This is a genomic window from Candidatus Bathycorpusculum sp., assembly GCF_009778815.1.
GTDB classification, from domain to species: Archaea; Thermoproteota; Bathyarchaeia; order Bathyarchaeales; family Bathycorpusculaceae; genus Bathycorpusculum; species Bathycorpusculum hydrogenotrophicum.
In genome coordinates this window covers 1-10755 of record NZ_WRFL01000070.1, presented here as the reverse complement: position 1 = coordinate 10755, position 10755 = coordinate 1, and the positions used below count along the sequence as shown (strand labels likewise).

Below are 10755 nucleotides of genomic sequence, written 5' to 3'. Positions count from 1 at the left end.
GCTTCAGCAACAATTTCAGTTGGAGCTTCAACTGTTGCAGTTTCCTCAAAAGATGCTTCAGCTGGAACTTGAAGTTCAACATTTTCTACCGGAGCATCAGCAACGATCTCGACTGGAGCTTCAGTTGGAGCTGATTCGATTGGAGCTGATTCTCCTGGGGTTGTCTCCATAGTTAGAGTTTCGAGCGGGGTTGGTTCAACTGATGTAGTCTCTGCGGCTGGCACTGTTTCCACGTTTGCGGATTCGATTGTGGCAGTTTCAACCGGAATTTCCATGGGAGCTGATTCAACCGGTGCTTCTGTTTTTGGAGGTGTTATTTCTGGAGTTGCAGGGGCTTCAACTGGTTTTGAGACGCCAAAGAGCTGGTTTGTTGCGTCTTTTATTATGCCCAATTCATTTTTGGTTGTTTCAAGGGTTATTGAGAGAAGGTTGATTTCTCGGACATATAGTTCTTCGTCGATTTCGCCCACGACATGTTGGATTTCATAATTGGCAAGGAGCATTTCAAGCGTTTTTAGTTGGTTTTCTAGTTCTTGGGTTTTAGCTTGCATTTTTTCTCCGAGGTCTTGGCGTTGTTTTTCGATTTCAGTGATTGCTTTCACGATATCTTCTGTGAATGAGTCACGTGTTTGTTGTGAGATTTTGCCTGAGGCACAAAGGCTGTCTATGGCCTGCTTCTTTTTTGTAGCAAGGTCGTATTCTTCATTTAATCTTTTAAACGTGTATTTCCATGAAATCATTATTGGTTGGCACCGCAGTGGAGTATCGCAGAATCAGAGATAACGTTTGTTAACATGCACATATATCGGTCACTATTAAAAACTGCTGGAACAGCAAAAAAAGAGCGGTTTTGCAGTAAAAAACAGCCGCAACAAACAGGTTTTATGTTTATCAATACAGCAATTTTTTATGTCCCTAAACATTTGGACTATCACGTTTATGTTAATTTAGAGATACTTCAAACACAATTATATAGATATACATGATCACCATTTTTTGTCGTCAATCATAAACTCAGAAAAACAGCACTCAAACAAACCATTGCCAGCACGCAATAACCAGTATTTATTGACAGCAACCACCCATGTGTCACCATATTTTCACAGATGAGAGACTGAGCAAAGTTATCTGTGAGTGGTTTTTTTGAGAAGTTTCTTTTTAGGAAGTTTGGGTTTTTTTACTCGGGTTGTATCAGCAGTCAAACGATCACCCATAAAGTAATATCTGCATCAGATATAAAATAAACGTTTAATACAGTTTCTTGACTCAAAAAAATAGCTAAAGATCATGTTGTTATTTTTTGTTGCCGCTTGGGAACCAGTTTAGCAGCAGACCCGCCGTTGAAAATATCGAAATACAATAAATCTTCTCGGAAAATTATGCATCAATTTGCTTGTTTGTATAGAGCAAGTTTAATTCATGTTTGGCTGTCTGGAATGGTATGAAAAAGCATCTAGCGTAAAGAATGTTAAACAGTTATTTAGCTTAAAAAAAGATATATGCCACCATTACTTTTAGTTATGTATTATTTGCAGAGGGGTATATGGCATGGCTACTAAGTCTAAGTCTGGTTTGCATGGTTCACGACGTAAAACATTGTTAGTTGTTGTTTTGGTTGTGATTGTGGTGTTGGTTACTTCTTTGTTTGTGTATAGGTTTTTGGTAGTAGATAATGGGCCTATACGTGTTAAAACGGCGGCTGAGCTTAGAGACGCTGTTAATAAGGCAGAAATGGGTTTGCATATTGATATTGCCCTCACTAAAGACATCACGCTTGGTCCTGTGCTCAATATTCCTGGAGGGACAAATATTACTCTAACAAGCGCGGCTGAGAATGACTTTTTTAGACTGATTGGTCTGGATAGCCAGAAAGTTATTACTGTTGATGGCGGCGCAGTGTTAACCCTTGACGGCATTATCGTAACTCATGGGAACGGTGATAATGGCCAGGGGATACTTGTTAATGAAGGCGGGACACTCATCATGCTTGATGGCGAGATTTCGGGCAACACTAACCCTTGGGGTATGGGTGGGGGTGTAGCCATTAATCCTGGCGGCGTTTTTGAGTTAGTTGGCGGGGTGATTTTGGATAACACCGCAACAGGTGGAGGAGGCGTGTACAACGAAGGCGTGTTTAAAATGACTGACGGCCAGATTACCAACAACCAAGCTACAGGCGGAAACAGCAACTATAATGAAGGAAATGGCGGCGGAGTATATGTCGGAGAAACGGGTTCGTTTACTATGTCGGGTAATGCAGTCATTGATAGCAACACAGCCCACAGATATGGCGGCGGAGTATATGTGATCCAGCGGGCTTCGTTTAGGTTATCGGATGGTAAAATTTCGGGCAATACCGCATTTGGCGGCGGGGGCGTGTACACTGGAGGTGTGTTTGAAATGACTAGCGGCAAGATTACCAATAATCAAGCTGTAGATGGAAATGGAGACGGTGATGATGTCGATGGCGGCGGAGTATATGTCGGAGAGGCAGGTTCATTTACTATGTCAGGTGATGCAGTCATTGATAGCAACACAGCCCACAGATATGGCGGCGGAGTGTGTGTAGCTTTTCGTTCTTCGTTTAGTTTATCGGATGGTAAAATTTCGGGTAACACCGCTGCTTCTGGCGGGGGTGTGGGTGTGTGGTTTGGTTCTTTTAGCATGTCAGGCGGCATGATTACTAATAACAGAGCCACCAACTATGGGGGTGGCGTGTATAACTGGTATGGGTATGGAACGATCAATAGGTCGGGTGGTGAAGTTTCGGGTAATACCGCTGATGTTGGCAACGACAGCTATTAACTAACAAATAAACCCATCAAAACTCACTAGACCTTGGCTCCTCAGAAAAGCAGGAGCCACAGCACCTATTTTTATGGAACTTCAAGAGTGATCGGACATGCCAAAAACGATAGCTACCTAAGCAGGCGTATTTGCGGCATAATTAGCTTGAAAACAAACTAATCCCCGAGAGGTCACAACTATACAGCAACAGAGAACAAAGAGATAAGGACACCTTTGGATGTTTTACAATATGATATAGTGCGGTCAATCAAAACTAGAGCATAATGAGAGTAAGTTCACTCAAGCAGACGTAAGAGTTGATGAATTGTCTACACAAGAATCATGTCGCAATGTTTAAGCAGCTTCTTGGCTTGTTTGATTCTGCATCTATGGGTCAAATAGGCGCTAAACCAGAGCAGACCGCTAAAACCAAGCACATGTATTATTATCCACAAATCTAACATTATATTCCCCTCTATGTCTCCAGGTCTACAGAAGGGTTTATTTAATTTTCCATTCCCTAAAGAAAAATCAGCGGGCAAAGCGGGCGTCTAGATTTATTATTTTTGTGTGTCATAGTTTATTTGTGTGTTTTTTGAGGCGTATTTTTGAGATATAGAGAAATTTATCAGCAGGCTAAACAGATTGATCACTTAATAGACAAACAGGCAGATAAAGAGAAACACTTTCCAACTCGAGAGAAACTCGAAGAACTAGTGCTGAAAAATTTTTCGGTGTTCTATGTTGTGGGTTGGGGCAGGCACAAAGTCATCTTTGGCAGCTATAGAGCAGACCAAAGAGTTGTTCTCAAGATAGGCCTCCATAGAAACATCGAAAGTGATCACCATGCCTACAAGGCAGTTCCTGAGCAGAAACGGCATCATTTTTTTGCTAAAATCTACTGGCATACCAGATACTGTATACTGCAAGAATATGGATTGCCCGCACAACCAACCCCAGAGCAGATACAGGAGTTTAGATATGCCTTGGCTAGGTATGGTATAGTCGATATTAAAGCAACCAACCTGCGCATGATTAAGGGTGAGCTACGGCTGGTTGATGCCAATACAACACGCTTGCCCATGCCTATAATTCAGCAAAAACTATCAGACCTCAAACGGATGATTTTCAAAAAACTGGGCCTCCGCTAAGCCCTGCTTTGAAATACTTTGTTTAGCCGTAAAGGTGTGCAGAAAAGATATCAAGCAACAACCCAATACCCCTTGATGTCATCTAGTCAAAAAGCCGCCGTTAGCACGCAAAATCCGGAGAATTGGTTAATAGATGTCATAAAGCATCTCAATCATAGCGTGCTTGAGCAAAATCAGGTAGTTACCCGCGCCAATAGCAGTCTTTGTGTTCTCTGCAAAGGGTCGCGGTTTCTTTGCGGTAAAACCCGATGCCCCATCATGGTTAAAGTCAACACTTTTCTCAAAAGTGTACCTTTGATGGACAGTCAAGATATTGCAGGCAGCTCTCCGCCCAGTGTCTTTATCGGACGAATCGGCTACCCCCAAGTCTACATCGGACCACTGGTACCACCCATTCAAGAAGACACAGGCATATACGATTTACCGGAGCAGTGGTTTGGCAAATCGATAGATGAGATTGTAGGCTTTCGCAGCATGCTTATCCGCGGCAAGCATATGGTTAATGTAAACAAACTCCATCAAGCAGGCAAAATCCTCGATAAAACTCGAGAGTTAGCACTTGTGGATAACAGCGTTGACACTGAACTTAACCTAACTAAAAAACCGCAAGGTTCCATAACACTTAGCGATGATGTGCAACCATTTGGGCCCTCAGCGCCTATTCGCGATCTCAGGGTTGGTAACGCACGCTACAATGACAAGATAGAGAAAGCTTACTATGACACAGATCTAGGGTCAATTAATGCGGTTGTGGATCTCTACAACAAGGGCGTCATGGTTAGCAAGATTCAGAAGGCCTTCAGCGTAGGTGCGTTTGGAGTAGAGAAGAGGCGGCGATTGGTGCCCACGCGATGGAGCATAACCGCTGTGGATGATATCATCTCAAAGAGCTTGGTAGCGAAGGTGAAAACATTTCCGGAGATCAACGAATACCAAGTCTATGAATCGATCTATCTCGACAACATATTTGAGATCCTCTTAATCCCCGCTCAGTGGAGCTATGAATCCATAGAGGCATGGTACCCCGGTACTGCATGGAATCCCAATGGCACAAGCACTGCCATATACAGTGACTGGGAAGACAACAACGGTCGAACCACCTACGCAGCCATCGGCGGCTGCTACTACAGCGCCCGCTTAGCTGTCTGCGAACGCCTCCAAAAAGAACGCCGCCAAGCCACCGCAATTGTGCTACGCGAAGCCCGCCCGGGTTATATCATGCCCATCGGTGTCTGGCAAGTTCGAGAAAACGTCCGCAACGCAATGCACCAACAACCCTACAAATTCAAAACACTCGCCCAATCCCTGCAATTTATCGCAACACGATTTGAGATTCCCCTGCAACGCTGGATCCTGCAAAGCGAACTCTTAAAAAGAACACTATTTCAAAGACGCATAAGTGACTTCTTTACACCCAAACAGGACACATAAACAAACAATAACCCACATAACCTGTGGAAATGAGGATTTGAGACAAAAATATTTGTGTCCGGTTTTCTTTATTGTACGTAGGTAATTGAGATGGCCCTCTCGGTAGTAGCTAGTTACAGTTTTAGACAGCATTTTGCTGTTTTAGCAAACCAAGCCTACATGTGGTGCACTGATTTTGATCCTCAAGATCATGTATTGATGGGAGACCTTAACGCTAAACGTGAAATCATACCTACCTCAGAGAGGTGTATAACTTTAAAGGATACCTTTCAAACAGAGAAGGGCACAGTAGTGAAAGAAAAGCTTGTGCAACTCGATCCCGACCAGTTATGTTGGGTCGCGATACATCTGTCGGGTCCAAATAGATGTTCTAGGTTCATCTACACAATCTCTGCAGAAAAAGACGGCTCCAGCCTTGAGTTTAGAGCAAACCACATCGAATACCAAAACCTAACCCAAAAACAAACCGAACAACTAACAAAACAACTACGCAAACATGATGCAGATGTTTGGGCGCTTTTGGCTAAAGCCATGAAAAAAGAACTGCGCACATAAGGTTATGACAAGTTTAAAAAGCAGAACTTTATACCTTCACTGACCACACATGCCTAGCTTTGCGGCTAAACAACTCGTACTGCCCTTCTGGGCTCAAAAAAACAAAGAACCCCAAGAGGCAGCCGCAATTTTTGCCGTTGCAGAACTAAACAGAAACCGAGGCGGAGGGTTACTATCAAAACAACCCCCCGAAAAACTCGTATGCATCACTAAAATCGGCTACCCCCTGTGGATGTTTCCAAAAAATGGCACCACCCTAATATTTGACGGTTTAAACGACAAAGACTACAACATACCCTACACAGAAATACCCTCCCCTGAAACATTCACAACCAGCCTAGAACAAAAACAACACCCCCGCGAAAACTATGCCACCTTCTTAGCGGATCATACCAACTATTTCAGTCAACCCCAAAAAGAGAAGCACTTCACTTTGAGGGGCTTAATTGCTGAAGAAGAATTTAGAGAAGAAATCAGCAACTATAGAAAAGAAGCCATCGAAACAACCCAACCAGACACCTTGCTCTCACCCACACTTGAAGAAGCAACCATTGCCGCTACAATACAGGAACTAGGTAAACTTGAGGGGTCACTTAGAGCAGAAGAAGAAAAACTCGACAAATGCCTCCAGCTTCTAAAAAAAACAACTAATCAATACATAACCGAAATTGACTATCAAATCGCGGCAACAACCGAGGAAGCGGATGCAAAAATCAAAGCTCAAGAGGAACTGGACAAACCCCAAACAACTAAACTTAACAAAGAATACAGTCGAAAACTCAAAAACCTAACAGAGAATTTTGAGGGAAAACTGGATAGTTTTGTGAAGCTACAACTTAAAATCCAAACCTCAATAGAGAAAACCCAAGATAATATTGAACAGTATAAGCAGGAAGCTAAAGCACATGCCAAAAAAGGGCATAAAATCTATGAAAAACGCTGGAAAGAGAAAATTAAAAAGGCTGAAAAAGAGCTCTCTGAACTTAAAAAAGAAATGAAAAAAATCGATGAATCAACCAAAAAGACATCTAGACAAAAAGAGCAAGATATAGCAGAGCTTAATTTTGAATGGGACACCAAAATAAAGTTAGTTTGTCAGCCGCTTGTTGTCCTTGAGGAAACCAAAAATGCAAAAATCACGGCGTTTAGGCAAGAAAGTATTCAGCTACGTGAGATAGAGAAGCCGGTATTGGAGGGTATAGAGAAAACGCTCAGGTATAGAGCGGTAATCGAGGCAGTCTTTGAGGGTTTAGGGTTTAGTGACCCCGCACTTAGAGCACCAAGTGTGGTTTATGTGCCCTTCTATGTGGTTAGATATAAGACTGATTTAGCCATACGTTACTTGTTTATTGCACCCTCAATAATCCAGAAAGCTGATTTTAGCTCAAAACTCAAAGGTGCATTGGGCATGTCAAAAACTAGAGATTTGCTTGCACCACGTTTCAACTCCGTAGCCAATTTTATCAAACAAGCTCAAGAGTATACTCAAAAAAACAGTGCCTTTGAGAAACAATTTTGGGGTTTAGCTGAGAAAAATAACTTGCTTAAAAACAGCACTTTTCAAACAAACATCAAAAACGGATTGAGTATGCTCCAAGAGGAGGGCCATCTTTCTCAACGAGAAATCGAAACCCTAATTCGGCAACTTGAAGCCTAAGGTATCAAATCAAAACTTATGTACTCCCCTTATACTATATAGGTTGCATGCATATGGTTGATGATAACGGGTACATACTAAAGGTTTCAAATCTATGTGTAAAGATGCAACATCAAGTTTTACTTGATCATATCAACTTTAAGGTAACAAGAGGCACCACCTTAGCGGTTTTAGGACCCAATGGCGCGGGTAAAACTGTGCTTTTCCGGACTCTGCTAAATCTTGTTCCCCACACGGGTTCAGTGGAGTGGATGGAAAAAACTAAAATCGGCTATGTTCCTCAGTATGTAACGGTTTCAGATATACCCATGACGGTAAACGAGTTTCTCTCTATGGGAAACGGAATCAGCGTTGGGGATGCTTTGGATATGGTTCGCTTGAGCAACGCAGGTATTGAAAATAAACGGCTTGGAGTTCTCTCAGGGGGACAGCTACGGCGTGTACTAATTGCGTGGGCGTTGAGCGGTAATCCTAATGTTTTGCTTCTTGATGAGCCAACAACCGGGGTGGATATGGACAGTGAAGAACCTATCTATCTGTTGCTCAATGAGATTAAAAAGAAACAAAAAATGACTATATTACTCATCACACACAACATTCACATTGTACAAGAATATAGTGATGATCTGCTAGCACTTAACAAATGCGTTACCTTCTATGGGCCCTCCTCAGATATAGTCAAACATGAGGTTCAGCATCAGATCCATGGCGGACCGGTCTGTGTTGAAACTACGCGGAGAGGAACCTAACTGCTTGATGCAACTTTTTTTTATAGTTTGTTTCTTGCCATATTTGTAGGCGCTGCCGCAGGCTATCTAGGATCTTTGATGGTTCTTGAAAAGATGGCTCTTGTGGGCGATGCGCTCTCACATGTAGCATTACCGGGTTTGGCTCTGGGTACTGTTTTGCACTTTAATCCCTATATCGGCGCGTTTGCTTTTTTGTTTGTAACAGCCATTATCATCTGGCAGATTCAGCGTACAACCAAGCTTTCCTTTGAGGCTCTTGTGGGTGCCATGTTTACCTTAGCGTTAGCTTTGGGTATTTTCATGTATGGTGGTGAACTTGAAGCGCTTGAAGAGGCGCTCTTTGGGGATATCTCGCAGGTTACTTTGATGAGTACGGGTGTAGCGGCCATTGTTTGTGTTGTTGCCATTGTGTTAACCAAGATTATCTATGATAAGCTGGTTTTGGTGATGATTTCTGAGGATTTGGCGGTATCTAAGGGGATAAATGTGGCGCGGACTAATCTGCTCTACTTGTTTTTGGTCTCAGTTGTGGTTGCCATAGGCATTCAAATTGTCGGCACCCTGCTTGTGGGTTTTCTGGTTATCGTACCGGCTATAGCAGCTAAAACGCTTAGCACCCGTATGAAACGCTATGCACTGTTTAGTTCAGTCTTTGGGATTATCTCTGCTGCAGGAGGCGTTTTGCTTTGGGGTTTTGTCGAACCGATTTTAGAGTTTCCAGGTCCGATGGTGGTTTTTGTAGGAATTGCTATATTTGTTGTTTCATTGATAATTAACTGGCGACTTAAACTAACTTCATAGGGAATAGATATGAATCGATATAGCGGCAAAACTTCAACAGCCATAATCCCCTACCCCGACAACAAAATTCTACTCATAAAACGCAACACCCCACCCTTTATTGGTTATTGGGCGCTTCCGGGTGGTCGAATGGATCCGGGGGAAACTGTTGAGCAAACAGTTATTCGCGAAGTCAGAGAAGAAACGGGGTTAGAGTCCGTTGTTGTGGAAGTGATTGGGGATTATGTTGAGAAGGGTAATAAGGATAATGTGGAGTACGAATACTATCCTAGGTGTTTTGTTGTTAGGATTGTTGGTGGTGAGTTGCGAAAGCAGGATAGTGAAGTGCAGGAAATGCAGCTTTTTAGTTTAAATGCTCTGCCTACGCCTTTGGCGTTTGAGCATGAAAAAATGTTAGAGGATTATGTTTCACGCCAAAAGCGTGAACCATAACTACTATTATTTAGTATTTGTTGGTTTTGTCTGTTGCGGCTGTTGCGGTGCTGGCACGGGGATTATGGAGGAGGCTTTGTTGAGGTTTTCCTGCTCGTTTAGTATCAGTGAGATGGCTTTGCCTTCGGGTACGATGATTTTGGTGTTGTTTTGTAGTGAGGTCATTATGGTTTCTAGTTGTTTGAAGGTTATGGCGCTGTCTTTGAAGTAGGTTGTTAGGGCTTCGTTGCGTAGTTTGGTTGCTTCTGCGTCACCTTCTGCGATGGCAATAGTTGCGGTTTTTTGGCCTTCGGCTTGTAGGATGGAAGCTTGTTTCATGCCTTCGGCGCGTTGGATGGAGGCGTTTTTTTCTCCGCTTGCTAGGGTTGCTTGTGCTATGGCGGTTTTTTCGGCTGCTTGGCGTTCGTTGTCTGCTTTTAGGACTGATTCCATGGAGCTCATTAGGCCGCGGGGGGGTTCGAGGTCTTTGATTTCGGCTCGGACGATTTCTATGCCCCAGTCGCGTGTTTGTTCGTCGAGGGCGTCTTTTAGTTTTGCATTGATGATGGGTCGTGAGGTGTTGGCAACGGCCATGTCCATGCCGCCTATGATGTCGCGGAGCACGGTGCGTGAGAGGGTGTCGATTTGGGATTCATAGTTGTTGACAAAGTATTGTGAGGCTTTAACCGAGTTTTCTTCGGGTTTGACTTTGTAGAAGACTACTGCGTCTACAGCCATGAAGACTTTGTCGCGTGTGATGACGTCTTGGCGTTGCACGGGAGTCATGCGTTCGGTGATGTTTACTTTGATTATGCGGTCGACAAAGGGTACAAGTAAAGTTATACCCGGTTGAACAAAGCGCTGGTATTTGCCAAGGCGTTCAACTAATCCTCTCTCGGTGGGTCGGACGATGCGTAGTGATGTGATGATTACATAGATAAGGACTACTATGGGGATGATTATAGCCATTATTTGTATTATATCTACCATTTCAATTTCTCTCCCTTTTGCTCGCCTATTATACACAATGCAGACAATTTAAAGCTTGTTATTAGAAATCGCACCATTTTAGCGTCGTTTAGGATTTCTTTTGTCTTGTCCCAAAATAATTTCCCACCCGAGTTATCTTACGACACACTACCTCACCACCCAAACTCTGCAAAACACCTTTCCAAAAATACCGCACCCACCCAACTAAAAACATGGTCAAAAT

General features: G+C 43.1%; 10 protein-coding genes. 8 read left to right on the top strand and 2 right to left on the bottom strand.

The window, feature by feature from the left end:
- The coding region (locus FWF39_RS10590) for a CdvA-like protein (protein WP_343383409.1) at window positions 1-740 on the bottom strand (740 nt) is incomplete at its 3' end.
- Window positions 741-1548: 808 nt separating this feature from the next.
- On the opposite strand from FWF39_RS10590, the gene FWF39_RS10585 reads away from it, so the two are divergent.
- The 8 genes from FWF39_RS10585 (at window position 1549) to FWF39_RS10550 (ending at window position 9563) form a co-directional block, all read left to right on the top strand.
- A complete protein-coding gene (locus FWF39_RS10585) occupies window positions 1549-2805 on the top strand; it encodes a hypothetical protein (protein WP_343383408.1) in 1257 nt (418 codons plus the stop codon).
- A 590-nt stretch (window positions 2806-3395) separates the two neighbouring features.
- Window positions 3396-3938, top strand: coding sequence for a hypothetical protein (locus FWF39_RS10580; protein ID WP_343383407.1), 543 nt, complete (start codon window positions 3396-3398; stop codon window positions 3936-3938).
- A 36-nt stretch (window positions 3939-3974) separates the two neighbouring features.
- Complete coding sequence (locus FWF39_RS10575; protein ID WP_343383406.1) at window positions 3975-5369, top strand: Nre family DNA repair protein; 1395 nt, start codon at window positions 3975-3977, stop codon at window positions 5367-5369.
- 90 nt (window positions 5370-5459) lie between these two features.
- On the top strand, window positions 5460-5924 hold the full coding sequence (locus tag FWF39_RS10570) for a hypothetical protein (RefSeq protein ID WP_343383405.1): 465 nt from the start codon (window positions 5460-5462) through the stop codon (window positions 5922-5924).
- 49 nt (window positions 5925-5973) lie between these two features.
- Window positions 5974-7581 (top strand): hypothetical protein, encoded by a 1608-nt coding sequence (locus tag FWF39_RS10565; protein WP_343383404.1) that lies wholly within the window; start codon window positions 5974-5976, stop codon window positions 7579-7581.
- A 53-nt stretch (window positions 7582-7634) separates the two neighbouring features.
- A complete protein-coding gene (locus FWF39_RS10560) occupies window positions 7635-8330 on the top strand; it encodes a metal ABC transporter ATP-binding protein (protein ID WP_343383403.1) in 696 nt (231 codons plus the stop codon).
- Window positions 8331-8357: 27 nt separating this feature from the next.
- Window positions 8358-9131 carry a metal ABC transporter permease gene (locus tag FWF39_RS10555; RefSeq protein ID WP_343383402.1) on the top strand — a complete coding sequence of 258 codons (774 nt, stop codon included), beginning with the start codon at window positions 8358-8360 and terminating at the stop codon, window positions 9129-9131.
- 9 nt (window positions 9132-9140) lie between these two features.
- A complete protein-coding gene (locus tag FWF39_RS10550) occupies window positions 9141-9563 on the top strand; it encodes an NUDIX hydrolase (RefSeq protein WP_343383401.1) in 423 nt (140 codons plus the stop codon).
- Between the two features lie 6 nt (window positions 9564-9569).
- On the opposite strand, the gene FWF39_RS10545 is transcribed toward FWF39_RS10550, so the two are convergent.
- On the bottom strand, window positions 9570-10532 hold the full coding sequence (locus FWF39_RS10545; RefSeq protein ID WP_343383400.1) for an SPFH domain-containing protein: 963 nt from the start codon (window positions 10530-10532) through the stop codon (window positions 9570-9572).
- Window positions 10533-10755 lie beyond the last annotated feature (223 nt).